This is a genomic window from Ruminococcus sp. SR1/5 (assembly GCF_000209835.1).
In the GTDB taxonomy this organism is placed as follows: Bacteria; Bacillota; Clostridia; order Lachnospirales; family Lachnospiraceae; genus Blautia_A; species Blautia_A fusiformis.
In genome coordinates this window covers 1,775,994-1,798,995 of sequence record NC_021014.1, presented here as the reverse complement: position 1 = coordinate 1,798,995, position 23,002 = coordinate 1,775,994, and the positions used below count along the sequence as shown (strand labels likewise).

Genomic DNA, 23,002 nt, shown 5'->3' with positions numbered 1-23,002 from the left:
GCATGAAAAAAACGATTTTGATCATCTGTGTGGCCGCTGCCTGCATCCTTTTTGGTCTGGTTGCTTTCATAGGTTTGTCGGGAAGAAATAAAAACGAAGAACAGCAGTATAGATTTTATTATATCAACAGCGATGAAACGAGACTGAAAGAAGAAAAATATACTCCTGAGAAAGAAACAACAGAAGTGATGCTGCGCAATTTTTCCGAGAGTCTGAATAACCGTGAGACCCGGGAAGACGGAATCTCACTTTTTCCGGATGGGGTAAAGATTTCTTCTTATTCCATACAGGATGGAGTCCTGAACGTAGAATTCAATGAGGCCTATGATAAAATGTCACGTACCAGAGAACTTCTGGTGCGGGCAGGTATAGTGAAGATCTTTTTACAGGTTCCAGGAGTGGATTCTGTGGAGATCTATGTGGGTAAAAAAGCCGCTGACAGATACCAGGGGTGAAGAAGTGGGAGCCATGAACAACGACACCTTTGTGGAGTTTTCCGGGTCCGATGGGGATGTGTACAGCTATGACACCTTTACTCTGTATTTCACAAATAAAAACGGAGATAAACTGGTAGCGGAACAGAGAAGTGTCCGCTACAGACGAAATCTTCCGAAGGCTACGGTGGTTCTGGAGCAGCTTGCAAGAGGTCCGCTGGAAAAAGGACATTATCCTACAATACCGGAGAATTCAGAGGTACTTTCCCTGACGAGAGCAAACGGAATCTGCTATGTGGATTATAATTCCGTATTTCAGGATTATGCGCTGGATGTTTCGGAACAGATTGCCGTGTATTCGGTGGTAAATACGCTGATCGCGGCAACGGATGTGGACAAAGTTGAGATTTCCATCGAAGGAAACAAGGAAGTGACCTTTGGCCAGAATATGCAGCTTTATAAGTTCTATGAATGGAACGACAGCCTGCTGGCACACACAAAGGCTAAAAAAGAATAGAAAAATAAAACATTTCAAAATATCAGAAAACGGGAGAACATTTATGGCGAAAAGGCCGATGTGTCTTTTGTGTGTTCTTATGGTGCTGAGTCTTGGCGTACTGGAGCTTATGGGGATTCCTCTGATCAGGGGGAATCCCCTTCCGTTAAATGTGCAGGAGCAGATCGAAGCGCACCCTGGTTCCATGATCTGCGGGGAGGTGGAACAGTATGAAAACACAGAATTTTCCCAGTCTGTTTATCTGAAAAAAACATATCTTATCCATCAGTCAAAAAAATTTCCAATTGAAAATGTAAGAATATTTCTCAAAAAAGAAGAAGATCTGAAACCGGGAATGCGGATCCTGGTCAAGGGAACGCTGAAAAGAGTGGAAGGTCCTGCGAATCCGGGGGGCTTTGACAGCCAACACTTTTACGCCTGTCGTCATATTTATTATTTTATGAAGAACGCTGTGCTCCAAAAGAAAACAGCAGTGTATTCCGGCTACAGGCAGCTCCTTTTGGAGATAAAAGAAAGCTGCAGACAGATCCTGAAGGAAGCTGCAGGAAAAGATGCGCCTGTTTTTTGTGCCATAACGCTTGGAGACAAACAGGAACTGGATCCGGAAACACAGATGCGCTATCAGCTGGCCGGGATCATACATATCCTTGCCATCAGCGGACTTCATATCAGTATTCTGGGAATGGGGCTTTACAACCTTCTAAAGAAGATGGGACTGGGAATCTGGCCTGCCGGGATTTTTTCTCTGGGAGTGATGCTGCAGTATGGGATCATGACCGGAGGGAGTGTTTCCACCATGCGTGCAGTAACTATGTTTTTGATCGCTATGGGAGCCAGGATCACCGGACGGATCTATGATATGATGAGTGCTCTTTCCGTAACTGCCATGATGATCCTTGTGGAATCTCCGGCCTATCTCCTGGACAGTGGATTTCTTCTGTCCTTTGGCTGTGTTCTGGGAATGGGGCTCGCTGCGGAAAAGATCTGTGCCCTTGCAGGAGCGGAGAAAAAATGGACAAAGGCACTGGTAAGTCCTATAGCTCTTCAGCTTGTGACTCTGCCGGTGATGCTGAAGTTTTTCGGAGAAGTCTCTATTGCCGGATTTATCTTGAATCTGTTGGTGCTTCCAAGTGTGGGGGTAGTGCTGACTGGAGGAATGGCGGCGCTGCTTCTGGGAATTCTCAGTATTCCCGTGGCAAAACTGGTGCTCCTGCCGGCAAGGGTACTGCTGCTTTTTTATGAACATCTCTGCAGTCTGGCAGGAAGGTCAGGATGGAGTACCTGGATCGGAGGAGAGCCGGAAATATGGCAGATCCTGGTATATTATGGCTTTTTGATCACAGTTCTGTTTATGGGGCAGTATATAAAAGAACAGCTCCGGAAGAAAAAAGCAGTCTGTGAGGAAACGGAGCTAGCAGAGGAGCGGGCGGAAGCAGGTTGTTGGAAGCTATATGCTATCCGGATAACAGCCGGTATTTTTCTGGCAGTCGGAATCCTGATACTGGGATATCATCCAGCAGGAAGTCTGAAGGTGATCTGCCTGGATGTAGGACAGGGGGACGGTATTCTTGTGGAGACCCCGGAGGATCATCATTTTCTGATTGACGGAGGAAGCAGCAGCCAGTCGGATCTTGGAAGATACTGCCTTTTGCCGGCATTGAAAAGTCAGGGGATTTCCTGGCTGGATGGGATTTTTATTTCCCATACAGATCAGGATCATATCAACGGTGTGAAGGAGCTTCTGGAATATATGGGAAAAGGTCTTACAACCATCCGGGCCGGATATCTGATCCTGCCTGCCTGGGCAGAAAGACCAGATGCATGGAGGGAGCTTGCAGAGGCAGCAAAAACAGCCGGAGTTAAGGTCGTGACAGCAGGAAAAGGGGATGAATTGCCTTGCGGCAAAGTATCTTTTTCTGTTCTGTGGCCGGAGAAAAATGCCACAGGAAAAGATGTGAATGAGGAAGCTATGGTGATGGAGCTGTCTTTTGGAGATTTTCAGATGCTTTTTACCGGAGATATCGGTGCAGATACGGAGAAAAAGCTTCTGGCAGCCGGGGGGCTTGAGGATGTTGATTGTCTGAAGGTGGGACATCACGGTTCCCGTTATTCTACCACAGAAGCATTTCTTGAGAAAATAAAGCCGGAAGTGGCGATCATTTCCTGTTCTTCCACCAACACCTACGGACATCCGTCACCGGAAACCGTAGAGCGGCTTAAAGCGGCCGGAAGTCAGGTGGAATACACCATGAAAAACGGTGCTATTACCGTGGAAACAGATGGAAAGAAGCTTAAGATCGGAAGGTTCCGAAAAAACAGGTGACTTTTGAACACACTTGTTGTAGAATAGACAGGGTTTGTGCAAAAACAAAGCACTGAAAATGTGCAATACAAGATAAGGAGTTTTTATTTATGAAATATGATGTACTGATCGTAGGAGCAGGTCCCGGTGGAATCTTTGCGGCCTATGAACTGATGAATAATGATCCGGAGAAAAAGATCGCGGTTTTTGAAGCCGGTCATCCTCTGGAAAAAAGAAAATGTCCCATCGACGGAAAGAAAGTAAAATCCTGTATTCACTGCAAAACCTGTGCGATCATGAAGGGATTTGGCGGTGCAGGCGCTTTCTCCGACGGAAAATACAATATCACCAATCAGTTTGGCGGAACTCTGTACCAGCATATCGGCAAGGATACAGCTACAGAGCTGATGGAATATGTAGATAAACTGAACCTGATGCATGGCGGTGAGGGAACCAAACTTTATTCTACCACAAACAGCGAGATCCGTAAGCTCTGCCTTCAGAACGGCCTGCATCTTCTGGATGCATCAGTCCGCCATCTGGGAACAGATATCAACTATGTGGTACTTCAGAACCTCTATGAAAAAATGAAAGACCATGTGGACTTCTATTTTGACGCATCTGTTGACAAAGTAGAAAAAACTGAAGACGGTTATGCAGTTTTTGTAGGAGATGAGCGTTACGAGGGAACTTACTGTATCATCTCCGCAGGACGAAGCGGAAGTAAATGGATGGAGACGGTATGTACAGAGCTTAAGATCCCGACTCTTTCCAACCGTGTGGACATCGGAGTCCGTGTGGAGCTTCCGGCAGAGGTTTTCAGCCGTCTGACAGATGAGCTTTATGAGAGCAAGATTGTTTACAGAACTGAGAAGTTTGAGGATATGGTCCGTACCTTCTGCATGAACCCGCGAGGTGTTGTCGTGAATGAAAATACCAACGGTATCATCACAGTAAACGGTCACAGCTACGAAGATCCGGCAAAGCATACCAACAATACAAACTTTGCCCTTCTGGTATCCAAGCATTTCTCAGAGCCGTTCCATGACAGCAACGGATACGGTGAGAGCATTGCAAGACTTTCCAATATGCTTGGCGGTGGTGTTATGGTACAGCGGTTTGGAGATCTGATCCGCGGAAGACGAAGCACAAAAGCCCGTATTGAGGAAAGTTTCGTAACACCTACACTTTCTGCGACACCGGGAGATTTAAGTCTTGTTATGCCGAAACGTATCCTGGATGGCATCATCGAGATGATCTATGCTCTGGATAAGATCGCACCGGGAACCGCGGATGACGATACTTTGCTTTATGGCGTGGAGGTTAAATTCTACAACATGGAGGTTGAGATCGACGAAAATCTGGAAACCTGCCACAAGGGTCTCTTTGTTATCGGAGACTGCAGCGGCGTGACCCATTCTCTGTCCCATGCATCTGCCAGCGGAGTCTACGTAGCCAGATACCTGGAGCAGGAGTATTTTAACAGATAAACTGCAAAGCAGTTTATCTGTTATGAGCAAGTAGCGAAGCGGATTGCGAATATCCAGTGTAAGACAGTCCTTTTCTGATATCAGGGTGATGACAGAAAGGGGCTGTTTTTTATGCAGGATGTGCATGAATATTGGAGAAAGTATTCTGATAATAACTGACAGATACAGGGAGAAAACCGGTTACTGTTCACTGGTAATATTTCGCGAGGTGTTTTTGGTGAGCGAAGATCACAGAAAACCGTGAATCGTCTGACATCAATCTTGACAAATTTATGAGTTTGTGGTAAAAGTTAGATAACCAGGTAAAAGAAAATATGTGCAAATGTTATAATGATAAGGTTGCATCCAGTCGGATGTGCAAAAGAGAATCCGGTGAGAATCCGGAACGATACCGTCACTGTGAAAGGGGAGTTGCTTTTATAACCACTGGGAGACCGGGAAGGGAAAGCAGCGTGGAACCAAGTCAGGAGAACTGCCTTATTGTGAGATTCAGGGATTCGCGGTTTACGAATCGGTATTCTCCATAACAATACAGAACTTCTTTTTATGTATTTGTATTGCGCAGAGAATCATGTGTGAGCAGGCGGCCGCAGAGAGCTGCTGCTTTTTTGTACATATCAGTATTCTGGAAATACATGAAAAGAGGACAATGAGAAATGAAAAGAAAAACAATGTTAGCTCTGATGCTCGCAGTTTCCATGACATGCTCTATGGGTGCGGCTACAACAGCAATGGCAGCAGAGGATTCTGCTACAGAAGAGAACGCTGAGGCAGCTGATACCACAGAGGCTTCTGATGCAGATCAGGAAGCAGCAGATAATGTAGCAGCTCTGATCGACAAGATCTATGTACAGGAAAGAAACGACACAACAGATGAGGACTGCAAGGCAGCCAAAGAAGCATGGGATGCTCTGACAGATGCTCAGAAAGAACTGGTAGAGGGTGAGAATGCAGATCCGGATTATTTCGGACGTGACACAGGAGATGCTTCCAAGGACGATCCGCGTAACCAGGATGAGATCGGTGAGAATGAACTTCTTGTTGTAAGCTTTGGTACTTCCTTCAATGACAGCCGTGCAGAGGATGTCAAGGGAATCGAGGATGCTCTTGCAGAAGCTTATCCGGACTGGTCTGTAAGAAGAGCATTTACAGCACAGATCATCATCAACCATGTAGAGGCAAGAGATGATGAAGTGATCGATAACATGCAGCAGGCTCTTGACCGTGCAGTAGAGAATGGTGTTAAGAATCTGGTTGTACAGCCTACCCATCTGATGCATGGTGCTGAGTACGATGAGATGACAGAAGCGATCAATGGCTATAAAGATAAATTCGAGTCTGTAGCTATCGCAGAGCCAATGCTCGGTGAGGTTGGAGACGATGCAACTGTGATCAATGATGACAAGAAAGCCGTTGCTCAGGCGATCACAGATACGGCTTGCAAAGAGGCCGGATTTGACAGCATGGATGCAGCAGCTGAGGCTGGCACAGCATTCGTATTCATGGGACATGGAACATCTCATACAGCTAACGTTACATACGATCAGATGCAGACACAGATGGAAAACCTTGGATTGAAGAACGCATTCATCGGTACTGTAGAGGGTAAGCCGGAAGATACAGCCTGCGACAAGGTTATCGAGAAGGTAAAAGAAGCAGGATACAAGAACGTTGTTCTTCGTCCGCTGATGGTTGTTGCCGGAGACCATGCAAATAACGATATGGCCGGTGATGAGGAGGATTCCTGGAAGAGCCAGTTTGTAGCATCCGGAAACTTCGATAAGGTTGACTGCCAGATCGAGGGTCTTGGAAGAATCGAAGCAGTTGAGAAGCTTTATGTAGAGCATACAAAGGCAGCCATCGATTCTCTGGGAAGCACTGAGGAGTCCGCAGATTCTGATGCAGCAGCAGATACAGAGGCTGATTCTGCTGAGGAGTCCGCAGAATAATAAATATAAAAATATCTGAGTGAGTTCAGATACCTATAAGAAATCAATGTAACTGCCCGGAAAGATCAGGAAGACTGTTTTCCGGGCAGATTGCTGTATCTATGGAAGGGAGAAGATTATCATGAAAAAACGCTATGTAAACTTAATTCTTGCAATGGCAAGTGCATCAGTCCTGGTGCTGGGCTCTGTGCCTGCGATGGCAAAAACAGATGAAACAAAAACAGAGTCCGGTGAGGAAGCAGAAGCTTCCGAAGAAAAGGATACAGATGCAGCCAAAGCAGATACCCTGGAAGATGGCGTTTATACAGCAGAGTTTGGTACAGACAGCAGCATGTTTCATGTAAATGAGGCCAATGACAAAAAAGGAGAGCTCACGGTCAAAGATGGTAAAATGACCATCCACGTAAGTCTGGTTTCCAAGAAGATCGTTAACCTGTTTGCGGGAACTGCCGAGGATGCCCAGAAGGACGGAGCAGAGATCATTGAGCCGACCACAGATACAGTGAAGTACAGCGATGGTTATACAGAGGAGGTTTACGGATTTGATATCCCGGTACCGGCCATTGGTGAGGAATTTAACGTGGCGATCCTGGGAGAAAAAGGCAAATGGTACGACCATAAAGTCAGCGTAAAGAATCCTGTAAAAACCTCTGACGACAAAAAATCCGAAGGGAAAAACCGGAAGAGCTGAAGCTGGAGGACGGAACCTATGAGACGGATGTAACCCTTACAGGCGGAACAGGAAGAGCATCTGTAGAATCTCCGGCTAAAGTAGAGATCAAGGACAAAGAAGCTACGGCAACCATCATCTGGAGCAGTCCGAATTATGATTACATGATCGTGGACGGCGAAAAATATGAGCCGGTGAACAAAGACGGAAACTCCACATTTGAGATCCCGGTCACAGTCTTTGACGCAGAAATGGAAGTGACTGCAGATACTGTAGCCATGAGTACTCCTCACGAGATTGAGTATACCCTGAATTTTGATTCTTCGAGCATGAAAAAGGAAGAAAAATGAAAAAATAATTTCATACATATTTCTGACGCTGACCCTGATCCTGGGGTGTGCTTTTGCAGTGCAGGCAGCAGAGACAGAACATAAGCCTGCGGATATTCCAGGCCTTACCTTTGACCACAGTATGGATCTTTCCTACGCAAAGGAATTTAATGTGGATTACTACAACGATGGCTATGCGCTGCTCACCATTGATCAGGAAGGACAGTTTCTTGTAGTTCCCGAAGGCAAGAAAGCACCGGAGGGGCTGGATCCTGACATTGCGGTTCTGCAGCAGCCCATAAACAATATCTATCTGGTAGCAACCTCGGCCATGGATCTTTTCCGCGCTATCGACGGGATTGACAGCATCAAGCTTTCCGGAACCAAGGAAGACGGATGGTATATCCAGGAAGCAAAGGACGCCATGGAACAGAAAAAGATGATTTATGCCGGCAAGTACAGTGCTCCGGATTACGAGCTGATCCTGAACGAGGGCTGTGACCTTGCCATTGAATCCACCATGATCCATCACAATCCGGAGGTACAGGAGAAGCTGGAGCAGTTCGGGATCCCTGTAATGGTAGAGCGTTCCAGCTATGAGAGTCATCCTCTTGGAAGGACCGAGTGGATGAAGCTTTACGCAGTTCTTCTGGGAAAAGAAGATGTAGCAGAAAAGGTTTTCAAAGAGCAGACGGACAAGCTGGATAAGGTTCTCACAGCAGATAAAACAGACAAGACCGTAGCGTTCTTTTATATCAACTCCGTAGGTGCGGTAAATATAAGAAAAAGTGGCGACTATGTTTCGGAAATGATCTCTCTCGCAGGAGGAAATTATGTTCCGGAGGATACGGGAGTAAATGACAATGCTCTTTCCACCATGAATATGCAGATGGAAGAGTTTTATGCCAAGGCGAAGGATGCAGACTATATCATCTATAACAGTACGATTGACGGGGAACTTAAGACCATTGATGAGCTTCTTTCCAAAAGTAAGCTTCTTGCAGATTTCAAGGCAGTGAAGAACGGAAATGTCTGGTGCACAGGCAAAAATCTCTTCCAGGAAACCACCGGACTTGGAACCATGATTGAGGATATCCACACCATGCTGACTACAGACGATGATTCTCTGGATGAGCTGACCTATATGCATAAACTAAAATAAATTCCAGTGTTCGCTTTAACTCCTTTGCCGGTTTCCACCTGTGAGCAGGAAACGAAAGGACAGGATAACAAAACAGAAGAGGAGTGTACCAGAAAAATGAATGACAGAAAACGCGCAGTCCGATACGGGATCTCTTTTGTGATCCTTGCGGTACTTTTGATCTTTTTATTTATATGGAATGTAAATTCAGGAAGTATCCACCTCTCTGTGAAGGAGATCCTGAATATCATATTCCGGCATCAGGGAGATGAAACTTCTTATAATATCGTCTGGGAGATCCGTCTTCCCAGGATACTGGCAGTTATCATCCTTGGCGGAGCACTTTCTGTTTCCGGATTTTTGCTGCAGACCTTTTTTAACAATCCTATCGCGGGACCCTTTGTACTGGGAATCTCTTCCGGTGCCAAGCTGATCGTGGCGCTTCTGATGATCTTTTTTTAAGCAGATCGGTGTCCATCGGTTCCGGTGCCATGATCCTGGCTGCTTTTGCAGGCTCAATGATTTCCATGGGCTTTGTGCTCCTTGTGGCAAAAAAAGTCCACAACATGTCCATGCTGGTCATCAGTGGTGTTATGATCGGCTATATCTGTTCGGCCATCACAGACTTTGTGGTGACCTTTGCAGATGATTCCAACATAGTCAATCTTCACAACTGGTCACTGGGAAGCTTTTCCGGTATGACCTGGGGGAATGTGCAGACTATGGCTGCTGTGGTACTTCTTACCATGGTGATCGTATTTTTTATGTCAAAACCGATCAGCGCCTATCAGCTGGGGGAGACTTACGCGCAGAATATGGGAGTTAATATCAAGGCTTTCCGGATACTTCTGATCCTGCTTTCCAGTATTCTTTCTGCCTGTGTGACCGCTTTTGCAGGGCCGATCTCCTTCGTGGGGATCGCTGTGCCTCATATTGCAAAAAGTCTCCTGAAGACTGCAAAACCCCTGCTTGTGATCCCGGCCTGTTTTCTGGGCGGTGCAGTGTTCTGCCTGTTCTGTGACCTGATCGCAAGAACTGTATTTGCACCGACGGAGCTGAGCATCAGTTCTGTGACAGCAGTTTTCGGAGCACCGGTAGTTATCTATATCATGATTCACAGACAGCAGAGGATATAAACGATGAAATCATATTTTTTTATACAGATCAGCTGACCGTAGGCTATGATGGAAAACCGCTGATCAAAGAAATCAATATTCAGCTGAATAAAGGAGAAATCCTGACACTGATCGGTCCCAACGGTGCCGGAAAATCTACTATTTTGAAGAGTATCACAAGACAGCTTTCCCTGATCAGCGGAACGGTATATCTGGAACAGGAACAGATGAGCCGGATGACCAACAGGGAAGTGTCAAAAAAACTGGCTGTAGTACTTACCGAGCGCATGCGACCGGAGCTTATGACCTGTGAGGATGTGGTATCCACCGGACGATATCCCTATACCGGAACTCTCGGGATCCTTTCCGCAGAGGACAAGGAAAAAGTTAAAAGTGCCATGGAGATGGTTCACGCCTGGGATCTGAAGGATCGGGATTTTACAGCCATCAGTGACGGACAGAGACAGCGTATCCTTCTGGCACGCGCCATCTGCCAGGAACCGGAGATCATTATCCTGGATGAACCGACCTCCTTCCTGGATATCCGGCATAAGCTGGAGCTTCTTGCCATTTTGAAGAAGATGGTATTGGAAAAACAGATGACGGTGATCATGTCCCTTCATGAGCTGGATCTTGCCCAGAAGATTTCTGACCAGGTGATCTGTGTTCATGGAGATCACATTGAGAAATATGGTGCACCGGAGGAAATCTTTACTTCCGATTATATTCGGAAGCTTTATGGCATCACCCGTGGAAGCTATAATGCAGAATTCGGCTGCGTGGAAATGGAACCTCCGGCCGGAAAACCGGAGGTGTTTGTGATCGGAGGAAATGGAAGCGGGATTCCGGTATATCGGAAGCTGCAGCGACAGGGGATTCCTTTTGTGACCGGAGTTCTCCATACCAATGATGCAGATTATCAGGTGGCAAAAGAACTGGCTGCAAAAGTGATCACGGAGAAGCCTTTTGAATGCATTTCGGAGTCTGCCTTTGAAGAAGCACTGGAGTTCCTGGGAAAATGTGAAAAAGTGTACTGTCCGCTGAAGGATTTTGGTATCATGAATGAAAAAACCGGGAATTGTTGAAAAAAGCAAAAGAAACCGGAAAATTAAACCAGATCAGATAAGTTCTCTGGGAAAATGAGAAAAGCAATAAAACGCTGTCAGAAATGAGTGATATAATTTCCGGCAGCGTTTTTTATATAATATAAATTACAAATATTTCAGCAGCTGTGTTATAATATGACAAGAACGACAGATCGTGAAGCGCTCGCATTCGTGGAGATGTAAGTAACGAAGAGGAATGTCCGCTTTACACCGCAAAAGTTAAGCAGATACAATCGATCCGAAAAAATATATGGAGGGAAGATCAATGAAAAAAAGAAACATGATCGCAGCTCTGCTCTGTAGTGCATGCCTTGTGGCAGGAAGTGTAAATCCCGTATTTGCAGATGCATCGAAGGTAGTAACACTTGGAGCAGATCTTACGGATGCCCAGAAGCAGACAATGATGAAATATTTTAATGTAAGTTCCGATCAGGTGCAGGTGATGACCATTACAAATGAGGATGAGCATAAACACCTGGATAATATCGCACCACAGTCCCAGATCGGTTCCAGAACTTTGAGCTGTGCCTATGTGAAGCCTACACAGTCCGGCGGGATCAAGGTCCGCACAGCAAATCTGAACTGGGTGACAGGTAATATGATCGCAACGACACTTTCCACATCCGGTGTGAAGAACTGTGAAGTAGTTGCTGCCTGCCCGATGGAAGTATCCGGAACAGGTGCACTTACCGGTATCCAGATGGCATATGAGAAGGCCAGCGGAGAGAAGCTGGATGAGACCAAGACGAAGCTTGCCAACCAGGAGATCGTAACCACTGGTGAGCTTGCAGATAAGGTTGGTAAAAATGAGGCGACAACAGTTGTAAACCAGTCCAAGATGGATGTGATCCAGAACGGAGTACAGAATGCAGATGAGATTCAGAATATTGTAATCAATGTGGCTGAGCAGAACAATATTTCCGTAAGCCAGGACGATATTGACAGGATCGTGTCTCTTCTGAAGCAGATCTCACAGCAGGATTACAATTATGATGATGTGAAGGAAACACTGGAGCAGGTAGATGCCAATACCACAGGCCAGACCTCTTCCTCTGATGATACGCTGGATGGCGAGAGCAGTGATGAAACCGTAGATGTGGATGCAGATTCTTCTGATGATATCGTCAACAATGTAAATGACAGCATTCTTGGTGACGATGTGATCCAGAGCTCCACAGAGGATCCGGGTCTTGAGGAAGAAACAGGAGCAGATTCTCAGGATACAAGCAATGAGACCGGAATCCCGGATGCTACCGACGACGGAACCTATAGCAATGAGGAAAGCTCGGACGAAAGCAGCACAGACGAAAGTACCTCTGACGAGAACAGCACAGAGGATAGTGCATCTGACGAGAGCAGCACAGATGAAAGTGCTTCTGACGAGGCTGCATCCGATAAGACCGGAATCCCGGAGGCAACAGAAGATACAGAATCTTCAGAAAGTACAGAGGGCTCAGACCAGGCAGACAGTGCAGAAAACGATACTTCCGTGCTCAGCGAAGAAGCAAAGAACAATTATGACAAATTTGTCCTCTTTGTAAAAGGCGAGTATGAGGGAGATGCAGATTCCCTTCTCGCTGCAACGGAGGATACAGTGGCAACGGTAACACTGGATGAGCAGACAGCGAAGAGTGTGGCAGAAACTGTTGAGAAGGATTATTATGATATCCTGAAGGATGGTACAGAATCCTATGAGGCAGATGGTACAGAAAAATATCAGAGTACAGAGCTGAATATGATGGATCAGAAGCTGAAGAAGCTGTTCAGTATTGACAGTTCCCAGGAGGACACAGAGGCCACAGACGTGACAGCAGCTATTCTTGCAGATGTTCCCCAGGAAGATAAGCAGACACTTTATAAAGAAACCATGAAATATCTGGCAGGTCTTTACGGCGAGAACACGGACTCTTCTGAGGAATCCGCAGCAGAATAAAAGATTTACAGAAAATGAGATAAAAAATACCGCAGCAGAGAAAACAACCTCTGCTGCGGTATTTTTTGTCGTGCCGGAAAGATATCATGAAAATTTTGTGATTTACGACAAGGATTTGTGTAAGCACTGGAAAAATGGATTTTTCTGTGATAAAATTGACCGTAAATCGGTTTTGTGGACTCATACATCGCAAACCGTGATAGGGAAACGAGAAAGGGAAAAGGTAGAATTTATGAGCCTGGCAGTAGTAACATTAAAAAAAGGCGAAGGCAGATTCCTGAAATCAGGAGGCCTCTGGGTATATGACAATGAGATCGCAAGCATCATGGGAAGTTTTGTGAACGGAGATATCGTTCTGGTCCGGGACTTTGACGGATATCCGATGGGAAGAGGATTTATCAACACCAATTCCAAGATCACAGTCCGTATGCTTACCAGAGATGAGCGTACAGAGATCAGTCCGGAATTTTTGAAACAACGTGTCCGCGACGCATGGGAGTATCGTAAGAAGGTAGTAGATACCGGAAGCTGTCGTGTGATCTTCGGAGAAGCAGACTTTCTTCCGGGGCTTGTTGTGGATAAGTTTTCAGATGTGCTTGTTGTACAGTCTCTTGCACTGGGAATCGACCGTCTTAAAGAAACGATCATAGATGCACTGAAGGAAGTCCTTGCTGAGGATGGGATCCGGATCCGTGGAGTCTATGAGCGGAGTGATGCAAAGGTACGCCGCCAGGAAGGAATGGAACTTACCAAGGGATTTATCGGAGAAGAATTTCCGACACTTGTTCAGATTGAAGAGAACGGTGTGAAATATGAAGTAGATATCAGGGACGGGCAGAAGACCGGATTTTTCCTGGATCAGAAATATAACCGTCTTGCTATCCAGAAGCTCTGCAAGGGGGCGAAGGTTCTGGACTGCTTTACACATACCGGCTCTTTTGCCCTGAATGCGGGAATTGCAGGGGCACAGAGTGTTCTCGGTGTGGATGCGTCGGAAACTGCAGTCCTGCAGGCAAGAAGAAACGCCAGTCTGAACGGCCTGGACGGAACAGTGAAATTCCTCTGTGAGGATGTTTTTGAGCTTCTTCCCGAGCTTGAGGAGAAGGGAGAGAAATTTGATGTTGTGGTACTGGATCCTCCGGCATTTACGAAATCCAGAAGCTCTGTAAAAAATGCCATCAAGGGATACCGTGAGATCAATCTCCGTGCAATGCGTCTTGTAAAGGACGGCGGATTTCTTGCAACCTGTTCCTGCTCTCATTTTATGACGTATGAGCTGTTTACACAGACCATCGGTCAGGCAGCGAAGAATGTCCATAAGAGACTGCGCCAGGTAGAGTACCGTACACAGGCACCGGATCATCCGATCCTCTGGTCAGCAGATGAGTCCTATTATCTGAAATTCTACATTTTCCAGGTATGCAATGACCGTTAGGAACTGCCATCCGGATTTTTTTACGGAAATTTTTGGGCAGTGCCGTCTGGCAGTGAAAAGGAGATGCAGATCATATGAGAGACAAATTCAATAAATTTATGCAGGGACGTTATGGAGTGGATGATCTTTCCAGGTTCACCATGGGAGTCGCACTGGTTCTGATCATTCTGGCAATGTTTGCTAATATATTCAGCAGAACTGTCGGCAGCACCCTTGACATTCTCGGGGTCGCAGCGATCGTATATGCATATATACGTATTTTTTCCAGAAATATCCAGCAGCGTTATGCCGAAAATCAGAAATTCCTTCAGATGACGTCAAAGTTCCGTTTTCGCTTTAATAAAGAAAAGGATCTGATGAAGCAGAGAAAGACCCATCACATCTACAGCTGTCCGGGCTGCGGACAGAAGATACGTATTCCAAAGGGAAAGGGCAAGATCGAGATCGAATGTCCGAAATGCCACACAAAATTCGTAAAAAGGAGCTGACATGTTCGGATATGTGACCGTTAATAAACCGGAAATAAAATTCAAGGATTTTGATGTGTACCGTTCTTTTTACTGCGGTCTTTGCAGAGAATTGCGGGAGAGATACGGGATACCGGGACAGATCTCACTGACTTATGATATGACATTTGTGGTCCTTCTTTTAAGCGCTCTTTATGAACCGCCAACGAAGAAGGGAACCTCCAGGTGTGTGGTCCATCCGCTGAAGCCCCAGCCGGTGCGCAAAAATACAGTAACTGAGTACTGTGCGGATATGAATGTGATCCTTACCTATTACAAATGTATGGATGACTGGCAGGATGAACACAAACCACTGCGCTATGCATATGCAGGAATTCTGAAGAATTGCGGAAATATGCATATGTCCGCTTATCCGGAGAAGATCCAAAGGATCCGAAACGCACTAGAGGAGCTTTCTTCCCTGGAAAAACAGGGGGAAACCGATGTGGACCGTGTAGCCGGATGTTCCGGACGTATCATGGAAGAGATTCTGGCCTTCCGTAAGGATGTCTGGGAATCGTCCCTGCGCCGTCTGGGATTTTATCTCGGAAAATTTATCTACATCCTGGATGCTTATGACGATGTGGAAAAAGATGCAGAAAACGGAAATTACAATCCTTTCCTTGAAAAATATAAGATAGAAGGGTTCGAGGAAGAGGTACGTCGGCTTCTTATGATGATGCTTGCAGAATGCTGCAGAGAATTTGAAAAGCTGCCGATCCTCCGATACGGAGATATCCTTCGAAATATTTTATATTCCGGCGTCTGGTGCCGCTTTGCGGCGATCGGACAGAAGCGCAGGGAAGAACGGGAGAAAGAGAAAAAATGTTAGATCCATACAGCGTGCTGGGAGTTCCCAGAAACGCATCTGATGATGAAATAAAAAAGGCATACCGGAAGCTGAGTCGAAAGTATCACCCGGATGCCAATATCAATAATCCGAATAAGGATCAGGCCGAAGAAAAATTCAAAGAAGTGCAGCAGGCTTACGAGCAGATCATGAAAGAGCGTGAGTACGGAAGTAGTTCCCAGAATGGCTATGGCGGCTACGGAAATTACGGTGGTTTTGGAAATTACGGAAATGCCGGTTCCAGTGCCTATCAGGATGAGGAAAGTATGCGCAGAAGGGCGGCCGCCAATTATGTGCAGAGCGGTCATTTTCAGGAAGCTATGAATGTACTGGATTCTCTTGGTCAGAAAAATGGGGAATGGTATTACCTGGCTGCTATGGCAAATATGGGAATGGGAAATAATGTAACAGCTCTGGATCAGATCCGTGAAGCAGTCCGTCAGGAACCGGATAATATGCAGTACCGTATGCTGCTCCAGAGAATGGAAGGCGGTGGCGGCTGGTATCAGCAGCGGCAGGATCCCTTTGGGGGAATGCCGACTGCAGAAGGGGATATGTGTGATGCCTGCTGCAGGACCATGGCCTGTTTCATGTGCTGGCCGGGCGGCTTTTTCTGCTGCTGATGCAGGAACAAAGCGGTCATCGATATCCCGGAATTGAGAATCGGAATATCCTGAGGCAGCATATCCATATGTTTGTAAGGCGGATCCTGCAGATCCGTTTTGCGATATAGATCGCAGAGGGATTTTTCTGACAGAAATTCACAATGCTGTCCGGAAAATGTCATACTGCAGAGAAAAAGAGGAGGAAATCGTTATGAGTATAAGAATTGGTATTTTAGGTTACGGAAACCTGGGACGCGGCGTGGAGTGCGCCATCAAGCATAATCCGGATACAGAGCTGGTTGCAGTATTTACCAGACGTGATCCAGAGACTGTAAAGATCCTTACAGAGACCGCAAAGGTTTATTCTGTAAAAGATGCGGAGAAGCTGAAGGATGAGATCGATGTCCTGATCATCTGTGGAGGAAGTGCGACAGATCTTCCTGTTCAGACACCGGAGTATGTAAAATATTTCAATGTTGTGGACAGCTTTGATACACATAAGAAAATCCCGGAACATTTTGCAAATGTTGACAAGGCAGCAGCAGAGAGTGGACATGTAGGAATCATTTCCGTAGGCTGGGATCCAGGAATGTTTTCTCTGAACCGTATGTATGCAAATGCGATCCTTACAAATGGAAACGACTACACATTCTGGGGCAAGGGTGTCAGCCAGGGACATTCTGATGCAGTCCGCCGCATCAAAGGCGTAAAGGATGCAAAGCAGTACACCATTCCGGTAGAAGCTGCACTTGAGGCAGTAAGAAACGGAGAAAATCCGGAGCTTACCACACGCCAGAAACATACAAGAGAGTGCTTCGTAGTTGCTGAGGAAGGTGCTGATCTTGCACGCATCGAGGAAGAGATCAAGACCATGCCGAACTACTTTGACGAGTATGATACAACGGTACATTTCATTTCCCAGGAAGAGCTGGACCGTGACCACAGCGGTATCCCGCACGGCGGTTTTGTGATCCGCAGCGGAAAAACAGGCTGGAACAATGAGAACAGCCATGTGATCGAGTACAGCCTGAAGTTGGATTCCAATCCTGAGTTTACATCTTCTGTGATCGTTGCCTATGCAAGAGCTGCATACCGCATGAACCAGGAAGGACAGAAGGGCTGCAAGACTGTATTTGATGTTGCACCTGCATATTTAAGTGCCCTTGACGGAGCAGAGCTTCGCAAAAAATTCCTGTAAGGATCTGTAACAGATCTGTAACAGACAGGAGCAAAACTGCATAAAAGATCATATCCCCGGAGCATCAGTGAATATTTCTGATGTTTCGGGGCTTTTTTCTGCATAAAATCAACATTGGTAATACCTGGATGATGATTTTTCTGAAAGAAAAGGAAAGAGTTGACGGACCGTAAAGAATGTTATATAATATGGACGTAAAATTGTAACAAAATCGTAATGTTTACGATCAGCCGGACTTAAGAAATAGTAAATATCAATGATCTATCTATCAAAGGAAGGTATGTATGCGAAAATTAAGCAGAAAATGGAAACTCTGGGGACTTTTTTTGTTCTGATGTTCTTTGCAGCCGGAGCAACTGTACATACAACGGCAACAGATGTACAGGCTGCGACCAAAAACGGCTTTAAAACAGAAAAAGGAAAGTCCTATTATTATCAGAACGGCCAGAAGGTAAAAGGCTGGCTTACACTGAACGGGAAGAAATATTTTTTAATAAATCCACAGGCGTGCAGATGAAGGGCTGGGCTAAGGATTCCAAGGGCAAACGATATTTTTATAATGTCAACGGTGCCAAGGGCTATATGGCTACAGGCTGGCTTACAGACAGCAAGAAAAATACCCGTTATTTTAATCCCGCCAGCGGATATATGACAACGAAATGGGCCACGATCAGCAATAAGAAATATTATTTCTACAGCGGCAGTGGTGCTGCAGCCAGAAGTGTATTCCTTACAGACAAGAAGAATGTGACCAGATATTTTACCAGCAAATGCTTTATGGCAAAGGGCTGGGCAACGAATAAGAAACAGCAGAAGCGTTATTTTGATCCAAACACGGGAGCTATGTATAAGGGCTTCAAGAAGATCGGCAGCGATACCTATTATTTTTACAGCAAGAGCGGCGTGATGGCTACCGGATGGGTCACAAATTCCAAAAAAGGATATAAATATTATTTTGATCCGTCAACCGGTGTCATGGCTACGGGAACGAAGACGATCGATGGCAAGAAGTATACATTTGGCAGCAATGGTGTCCTGGATACCAACCCGGGTACTGCTACAGCTACAAGCTCCAGGACCATCAAGAATTTCCTCGCCAATGCATTACTTCCGGTAGGAAAGACTCTTTACGTATGGGGCGGCGGCCACAACTGGTCAGATGCGACCAGAAAGGGCATCAGTCCAAAATGGAAACAGTGGTATGACAGCAATTCCAGTTCTTATAATTACAGATATTATATGGATCTCAGTGAAGCTACAGAACAGAAGGGCCTTGACTGCTCCGGCTTTGTAGGATGGTCTGTATATCAGATCATGCAGAGCAGATCCGGCAGACCCCAGTATACTACTGTTTCCGGAGAGATTGGATCTTTATATTCCGGTAAGGGAATGGGAACCATCGTTTCCCAGTCTCAGCTGGCAAGCTCAAACTGGAAGCTTTATCCGGGAGATATCGGATACAACAGCGGACATACCTGGATCGTTCTCGGACAGTGTTCTGATAAGAGTGTTGTGATCCTACACTGTACACCGAATGCCGGCGTACAGATTTCCGGAACACCGACACCAAGCGGAACTTACGGAAGCCAGGCGATCAAGCTGGCAGAAACTTACATGTCCAGGTATCCTGGAGTCAGCAAATATGATTATCATGAATCCAGCGGTAATTATATCCGAAACGGTGCATACTTCAGATGGAACAGAAGCACACTTTCCGATCCCAACGGATATCTGAACAAGACAGCCAATCAGATCCTTGCAGATCTGTTCTGATCAGGATGTGCTGAAAGAAATTTGTATGTAACAAATAGCAATAAGAAACGTGAGAGGAGAACCTGAGATAACCCGGGTTCTCCTTTTTTAATGTCAAAATCATTAATAAATGTTACAAAGTTTTAAACTAATTAATAGAAATTCCTTGCAATCCAAATAACACTGTGTTAATATATAAAAAGATTGAAACAAGATATTGCAAAAGTGTTACAAAGAAAACCAACGAAGCGGATGGTCAGATCCGCTGTATTAAATTAGAATCAGATTGCGAGGGTGAACAGTCATGAAGAAAAGGATATTATGTCTGACACTGGCGCTCATCATCAGCGGAGCACAGGTAGTCAGCGTAAGCGCAACAAGAGAAGATGAGGCAGCACTTCAGCAGGAGATGGATGCGACCAACGAACAGCTGAATGCGACTTATTCCAGATTGGATGAGCTTTCCTCACAGAAGTCACAGATTGAAGGCGAGATTTCAACTCTTGATGCCAATCTTGTAAACGTGATGGTTTCGATCCAGACACTGGAGGGAGATATCTCCAATAAGGAAGCCGACATTGCATCTACACAGACCAACCTTGAGAAGGCCAAAAATGCCAAGCAGAAACAGTATGAGGCAATGAAGAAACGTATCCAGTATCTCTATGAGAAGGGTGGAGACGATGCATGGTTCCAGATGATGCTGAATGCAGAGAACCTGTCTGACCTTCTTACAAGAGCAGAGTACACACAGAAGACTTATGAGCAGGACCGTAAGAGTCTTGAAAAATATTCCAATACGATCCAGCAGGTGGCAAACCTGGAGGCACAGTACACACAGGAGAAGGCAGAGCTGGAGGGAATGAAGCAGGAATATGAGGCAGAGTCCCAGAACCTGCAGGCACAGCTGGATGAGAAGCGTGCCACATCCGCAGATTATGATAATGAGATCGCCTACGCACAGCAGCAGGCTACAGATTATGCAAACCTTCTTGCAGAGCAGACTGCAGAGCTTCAGAGATTAGAGGCTGAGCGTATTGCAGCAGAGGAAGAGGCAAGACGTCAGGCCGAGGCTGAAGCAGCAGCGAGAGCACAGGCTGAGGCAGAAGAGGAAGCAAGACGCCAGGCAGAGCAGGAAGCACAGCAGGATGAGGCGGACGAGAGCGAAGACGGACAGTACGATGAGGACGGCGACGTGATCGAGAATGCAGATGAGGATACTGCTGAAGATGACACCGAGGCTGTGGATGAAGATGCAGACAATGGTGAGAATGATGATGCGTCCGAGGATACTGAGAATACAGAGGATAATGCAGACGCAGATTACGATAACAGCACAGACGCATCTGAAGAAAGTGCAGAGGACACATCTAATGCAGAGGATACATCTTCAGACAGTGACAGTTCTTCTTACAGTAGCGGTTCAGGATCTTCTGTTGTGAATTATGCTACACAGTTTGTGGGAAATCCTTACGTATGGGGCGGAACAAGCCTTACCAATGGTGCAGACTGCTCCGGATTTGTACAGAGTGTCTATGCGAACTTCGGAGTCAGCCTTCCGAGAACCTCCTATGAGCAGCAGAATGCAGGTACAGAAGTATCCTACGCAGATGCACAGCCGGGAGATCTGATCTGCTATGGCGGACACGTGGCTATTTACATGGGTAATGGCCAGATCGTTCATGCATCGAACTCTCAGGACGGGATCAAGATCAGCAATGATGCTACATACAGAACAATTGTATCTGTAAGACGTCTTGTATAATAAAAACGTACAACAGAAAATAAAAATACAGCAGCCCGACAGCAGTTTGTCGGGCTGTTTTTAACGTCGGAAAAAATATTGAAAACCCATGGAACGGATTGAACAGCAATAAAATATGCTCAAAAATATATAAATATTGAAAACAGTATTGACATATAATTAACAGGATGTTATTATAATGTCAGTATAATTCCATATTGAACATAGCAAGTGCTGAGGATAGCTGACAGTTATATATTGATTATCAGAAGTCCACAGAAAAGGGAATCAGGTGTGAAACCTGAGCGATCCGGTCACTGTAACGGAGGAGCGAATCTCATAGTCCATTGTACGTATGTATGAGAAGGAGAGAGGAGTCATGATCCCGGAGCCAGGAAACCTGCTTGTTATGGCGAGGTTAAACTTCCGTGTAAAGTGTAACAACCATTTCAGGGACTCCGCACCCCTGGGACGTTGTCTACTTTTTTACGAGAGTAGGCATTTTTTTATGGAATGCGCCTGTTCATATGAATTATACATGATTAAATGGCAGGCGATACTACTCCGGATACATTCGTTCCCTCCGCGCACTCATGAACGGATTATATTTCTACCCCGGGGTGGCATCGCTACCTCTTTTTTATAGGAAAAAATTATGTGTGGTTATGTCAGGAGAGGAGAAAAGAGCCATGGAGAAACCATACTGGGAAGGCAAAGAATACTCTTACTTCAGCCACAAAAACTGTGAGTATTTTCCGTGCCATAAAGGAGCAGATCCGGAGAACTTCAATTGTCTGTTCTGCTATTGTCCTTTATATGCACTGGGAGATAAATGTGGTGGTAATTTCCGCTTTACGGAAAGCGGGATTAAAGACTGCACCGAATGCAAGCTTCCTCACAGAAGAGAAAATTTCGGATATGTTACAGGTAAATATAGCGAGCTTGCGGAAATTGTACGGAAGCAGCGGGAAAAATAAAAAACAGGCCAGTTCAGATACAGGAAAATGTATATTCCTGTGTTTGAACTGGCCTGTTTTGTTTGGAGTGGACAATATCTGTTATCTGTCGGAAAAGATACAGAAGATCATTCTCTGGTTTGGAGAAAAACCTTGAGTCTGGGAATCTGGTTGTTGAGGATCAGCTGTTCCGGAAACATGGCCTGATGAACAAACTCAGCAGCACAGGTAAAATCTCCGATATGCTCCGGGCCATGGCTGTCACTGGAAAGAAGCAGCGGCAGATCATATTTGCGGCAGCATCGAAGGATCTCGAAACAGTTTTCTCTTGTGTCGCCACGATAGCCATAAGGTGCAAGAGAAGCTTCGTTGATCTCAAAGATCGTGCCGGTTTCCCTGGCAGCCCTTGCAAGCGCATCATAATTAACCGGGTAATGAGTGTTATCACTATGTCCGAGGATCTTTACACAGGGGTTTTTCATTACATTGATAAAAGCTTCTGTGTTTTCGGCTCTGGTACCGCAGCGGTAATTCCAGGCATGCATGCTGGCAATGGCGTAATCAAGTTTACATAATGATTCCTGATCTAAATCTACCGTTCCGCTGCGGTCAAGGATATTCAGTTCAATTCCGTAGAGTAATTCTACACCGAAATGTTTTTTGGGAGAATAGGTAAGGCTGCGGAAATAGGAGGAAGTTCCGGCTGCCAGAGTGCCGGGACCGTGATCAGTGATCCCGAGAAGCCGGAGACCTTTCTCGGCAGCTGCGCGTGCCATGTTTGTGATGGTACATTCCGTGCCGTGACCACTGGCGATGGAGTGGGTATGCATATCAGAAAGATACATAAAAATACACCTCTTTTACTGTTTGAGAACATGTGACAGAGCGGAATACGAATGTCCGCTTTGCATAAATTTTTTCTGAAAAACAAATGAATTCCTATATAAATCCAAGTATGGCAGAGCAGAAA

At 45.8% G+C, this 23,002-nt stretch carries 20 protein-coding genes, 1 pseudogene and 2 riboswitches; of the genes and pseudogenes, 20 read left to right on the top strand and 1 reads right to left on the bottom strand.

Annotated features, from left to right (window positions below; all coding sequences use genetic code 11):
- Positions 1–2 precede the first annotated feature (2 nt).
- The 20 genes and pseudogenes from CK1_RS09165 (at position 3) to CK1_RS09070 (ending at position 22,053) form a co-directional block, all read left to right on the top strand.
- The gene (locus CK1_RS09165) at positions 3–455 is read left to right on the top strand and encodes a GerMN domain-containing protein (protein WP_015525978.1); all 453 of its coding nucleotides are present in this window, start codon (positions 3–5) and stop codon (positions 453–455) included.
- The gene (locus tag CK1_RS09160; protein ID WP_015525977.1) at positions 418–951 is read left to right on the top strand and encodes a GerMN domain-containing protein; all 534 of its coding nucleotides are present in this window, start codon (positions 418–420) and stop codon (positions 949–951) included. Before CK1_RS09165 ends, CK1_RS09160 begins: the two co-directional genes overlap by 38 nt.
- A 43-nt stretch (positions 952–994) precedes the next feature.
- On the top strand, positions 995–3,274 hold the full coding sequence (locus CK1_RS09155) for a DNA internalization-related competence protein ComEC/Rec2 (RefSeq protein ID WP_015525976.1): 2,280 nt from the start codon (positions 995–997) through the stop codon (positions 3,272–3,274).
- An 89-nt stretch (positions 3,275–3,363) separates the two neighbouring features.
- Positions 3,364–4,743 (top strand): NAD(P)/FAD-dependent oxidoreductase, encoded by a 1,380-nt coding sequence (locus CK1_RS09150; RefSeq protein ID WP_015525975.1) that lies wholly within the window; start codon positions 3,364–3,366, stop codon positions 4,741–4,743.
- Positions 4,744–5,062: 319 nt separating this feature from the next.
- Positions 5,063–5,237, top strand: a riboswitch (cobalamin riboswitch).
- Between the two features lie 162 nt (positions 5,238–5,399).
- A complete protein-coding gene (locus CK1_RS09145) occupies positions 5,400–6,692 on the top strand; it encodes a sirohydrochlorin cobaltochelatase (RefSeq protein WP_015525974.1) in 1,293 nt (430 codons plus the stop codon).
- A gap of 121 nt (positions 6,693–6,813) precedes the next feature.
- Positions 6,814–7,383 (top strand): hypothetical protein, encoded by a 570-nt coding sequence (locus CK1_RS09140; protein ID WP_015525973.1) that lies wholly within the window; start codon positions 6,814–6,816, stop codon positions 7,381–7,383.
- Between the two features lie 143 nt (positions 7,384–7,526).
- On the top strand, positions 7,527–7,712 hold the full coding sequence (locus tag CK1_RS09135; RefSeq protein WP_015525972.1) for a hypothetical protein: 186 nt from the start codon (positions 7,527–7,529) through the stop codon (positions 7,710–7,712).
- A 58-nt stretch (positions 7,713–7,770) separates the two neighbouring features.
- Positions 7,771–8,853 (top strand): ABC transporter substrate-binding protein, encoded by a 1,083-nt coding sequence (locus CK1_RS09130; protein WP_306288854.1) that lies wholly within the window; start codon positions 7,771–7,773, stop codon positions 8,851–8,853.
- Positions 8,854–8,949: 96 nt separating this feature from the next.
- A pseudogene (locus tag CK1_RS09125) lies at positions 8,950–9,968 on the top strand (FecCD family ABC transporter permease).
- Positions 9,965–11,032, top strand: coding sequence for an ABC transporter ATP-binding protein (locus CK1_RS09120; RefSeq protein ID WP_353611237.1), 1,068 nt, complete (start codon positions 9,965–9,967; stop codon positions 11,030–11,032). The pseudogene CK1_RS09125 and the gene CK1_RS09120 overlap by 4 nt, the downstream one beginning before the upstream one ends.
- A 286-nt stretch (positions 11,033–11,318) precedes the next feature.
- Positions 11,319–12,986, top strand: a complete 1,668-nt coding sequence (locus CK1_RS09115) for a DUF1002 domain-containing protein (protein ID WP_015525971.1) — start codon at positions 11,319–11,321, stop codon at positions 12,984–12,986.
- 232 nt (positions 12,987–13,218) lie between these two features.
- Entirely contained in the window at positions 13,219–14,421 is a 1,203-nt protein-coding gene (locus CK1_RS09110; RefSeq protein WP_015525970.1) for a class I SAM-dependent rRNA methyltransferase, read from the top strand.
- A 74-nt stretch (positions 14,422–14,495) separates the two neighbouring features.
- A complete protein-coding gene (locus tag CK1_RS09105; RefSeq protein WP_015525969.1) occupies positions 14,496–14,909 on the top strand; it encodes a hypothetical protein in 414 nt (137 codons plus the stop codon).
- A gap of 1 nt (position 14,910) precedes the next feature.
- Positions 14,911–15,759: a DUF5685 family protein gene (locus CK1_RS09100; protein ID WP_015525968.1), complete on the top strand. Its 849-nt coding sequence runs from the start codon at positions 14,911–14,913 to the stop codon at positions 15,757–15,759.
- Entirely contained in the window at positions 15,753–16,400 is a 648-nt protein-coding gene (locus CK1_RS09095; RefSeq protein ID WP_015525967.1) for a J domain-containing protein, read from the top strand. Before CK1_RS09100 ends, CK1_RS09095 begins: the two co-directional genes overlap by 7 nt.
- Before the next feature lie 193 nt (positions 16,401–16,593).
- The gene (locus CK1_RS09090; RefSeq protein WP_015525965.1) at positions 16,594–17,580 is read left to right on the top strand and encodes a diaminopimelate dehydrogenase; all 987 of its coding nucleotides are present in this window, start codon (positions 16,594–16,596) and stop codon (positions 17,578–17,580) included.
- A gap of 280 nt (positions 17,581–17,860) precedes the next feature.
- Entirely contained in the window at positions 17,861–18,097 is a 237-nt protein-coding gene (locus CK1_RS09085) for a hypothetical protein (protein ID WP_015525963.1), read from the top strand.
- Positions 18,094–19,353 (top strand): N-acetylmuramoyl-L-alanine amidase family protein, encoded by a 1,260-nt coding sequence (locus CK1_RS09080; RefSeq protein WP_015525962.1) that lies wholly within the window; start codon positions 18,094–18,096, stop codon positions 19,351–19,353. Before CK1_RS09085 ends, CK1_RS09080 begins: the two co-directional genes overlap by 4 nt.
- A 283-nt stretch (positions 19,354–19,636) precedes the next feature.
- Positions 19,637–21,097: a C40 family peptidase gene (locus tag CK1_RS09075; RefSeq protein ID WP_015525961.1), complete on the top strand. Its 1,461-nt coding sequence runs from the start codon at positions 19,637–19,639 to the stop codon at positions 21,095–21,097.
- Between the two features lie 231 nt (positions 21,098–21,328).
- A riboswitch (cobalamin riboswitch) is annotated at positions 21,329–21,498 on the top strand.
- A gap of 267 nt (positions 21,499–21,765) precedes the next feature.
- On the top strand, positions 21,766–22,053 hold the full coding sequence (locus CK1_RS09070) for a cysteine-rich small domain-containing protein (protein WP_173723397.1): 288 nt from the start codon (positions 21,766–21,768) through the stop codon (positions 22,051–22,053).
- Between the two features lie 107 nt (positions 22,054–22,160).
- On the opposite strand, the gene CK1_RS09065 is transcribed toward CK1_RS09070, so the two are convergent.
- Positions 22,161–22,877, bottom strand: a complete 717-nt coding sequence (locus CK1_RS09065) for a phosphatase (RefSeq protein ID WP_015525959.1) — start codon at positions 22,875–22,877, stop codon at positions 22,161–22,163.
- Between the last annotated feature and the right edge of the window lie 125 nt (positions 22,878–23,002).

Coding starts and splice junctions, on each gene's coding strand:
- CK1_RS09165 (WP_015525978.1), top strand. CDS start 3: ATGAAAAAAACGATTTTGATCATCTGTGTGGCCGCTGCCTGCATCCTT.
- CK1_RS09160 (WP_015525977.1), top strand. CDS start 418: ATGTGGGTAAAAAAGCCGCTGACAGATACCAGGGGTGAAGAAGTGGGA.
- CK1_RS09155 (WP_015525976.1), top strand. CDS start 995: ATGGCGAAAAGGCCGATGTGTCTTTTGTGTGTTCTTATGGTGCTGAGT.
- CK1_RS09150 (WP_015525975.1), top strand. CDS start 3,364: ATGAAATATGATGTACTGATCGTAGGAGCAGGTCCCGGTGGAATCTTT.
- CK1_RS09145 (WP_015525974.1), top strand. CDS start 5,400: ATGAAAAGAAAAACAATGTTAGCTCTGATGCTCGCAGTTTCCATGACA.
- CK1_RS09140 (WP_015525973.1), top strand. CDS start 6,814: ATGAAAAAACGCTATGTAAACTTAATTCTTGCAATGGCAAGTGCATCA.
- CK1_RS09135 (WP_015525972.1), top strand. CDS start 7,527: ATGATCGTGGACGGCGAAAAATATGAGCCGGTGAACAAAGACGGAAAC.
- CK1_RS09115 (WP_015525971.1), top strand. CDS start 11,319: ATGAAAAAAAGAAACATGATCGCAGCTCTGCTCTGTAGTGCATGCCTT.
- CK1_RS09110 (WP_015525970.1), top strand. CDS start 13,219: ATGAGCCTGGCAGTAGTAACATTAAAAAAAGGCGAAGGCAGATTCCTG.
- CK1_RS09105 (WP_015525969.1), top strand. CDS start 14,496: ATGAGAGACAAATTCAATAAATTTATGCAGGGACGTTATGGAGTGGAT.
- CK1_RS09100 (WP_015525968.1), top strand. CDS start 14,911: ATGTTCGGATATGTGACCGTTAATAAACCGGAAATAAAATTCAAGGAT.
- CK1_RS09095 (WP_015525967.1), top strand. CDS start 15,753: ATGTTAGATCCATACAGCGTGCTGGGAGTTCCCAGAAACGCATCTGAT.
- CK1_RS09090 (WP_015525965.1), top strand. CDS start 16,594: ATGAGTATAAGAATTGGTATTTTAGGTTACGGAAACCTGGGACGCGGC.
- CK1_RS09085 (WP_015525963.1), top strand. CDS start 17,861: ATGTATGCGAAAATTAAGCAGAAAATGGAAACTCTGGGGACTTTTTTT.
- CK1_RS09080 (WP_015525962.1), top strand. CDS start 18,094: ATGAAGGGCTGGGCTAAGGATTCCAAGGGCAAACGATATTTTTATAAT.
- CK1_RS09075 (WP_015525961.1), top strand. CDS start 19,637: ATGAAGAAAAGGATATTATGTCTGACACTGGCGCTCATCATCAGCGGA.
- CK1_RS09070 (WP_173723397.1), top strand. CDS start 21,766: ATGGAGAAACCATACTGGGAAGGCAAAGAATACTCTTACTTCAGCCAC.
- CK1_RS09065 (WP_015525959.1), bottom strand. CDS start 22,877: ATGTATCTTTCTGATATGCATACCCACTCCATCGCCAGTGGTCACGGC.